The following is a 543-nucleotide window of genomic DNA, read 5'->3' as shown; positions in this document are numbered from 1 at the left end:
GTCCGGTTCGACTGGACTGCCCAAGGGCGTCATGGTGGAGCATCGCGGGCTGTGCAACTATCTGAGTTGGGCTTCAGCTGCTTATGCGCCTGTAAAAAGTGCGATCGTGTCGTCGTCGTTTTCTGTCGATGCAACGGTGACGAGTCTTTACACGCCTTTGCTAAATGGAGGTGTTGTCCATCTTCTGCCGGAACGAGAAGGAGTCGATGGATTGAATAGGAGACTTTCGTCGCCGGAATGCAGCATGGTGAAGATTACACCCACTCATATGGGTGCGCTTGCTCAGAACATTATTCCAGGGGGTCTGCGAAGTTCGCTTGATTTATTTGTCATCGGCGGTGAAATGTTGTCGCCATCAACCGTTCGGCAGTGGCGCCAGGCTCGTCCGCATTTGCGCATGGTGAACGAATACGGTCCGACAGAGACCGTAGTCGGGTGCATGATGTACAGCGTTGACGAAGAGTTCAATCTAACCCAAACGGTCCCGATCGGCCGTCCGATATGGAACACGCAGATCTATCTTCTGGACCGTTACGGCCAGCC

1 protein-coding gene is annotated in these 543 nt (G+C 53.8%); it reads left to right on the top strand.

Annotated elements, in window-relative coordinates:
- Positions 1–543: AMP-binding protein (locus ABD002_RS13075; RefSeq protein WP_343791793.1), on the top strand; the 543-nt coding region annotated here is incomplete at both ends.

It is taken from the genome of Dokdonella soli, assembly GCF_039523175.1.
In the GTDB taxonomy this organism is placed as follows: Bacteria; Pseudomonadota; Gammaproteobacteria; order Xanthomonadales; family Rhodanobacteraceae; genus Dokdonella_A; species Dokdonella_A soli.
The sequence above is the reverse complement of the archived record's forward strand: the minus strand, read 5'-3'. Positions and strand labels throughout refer to the sequence as shown.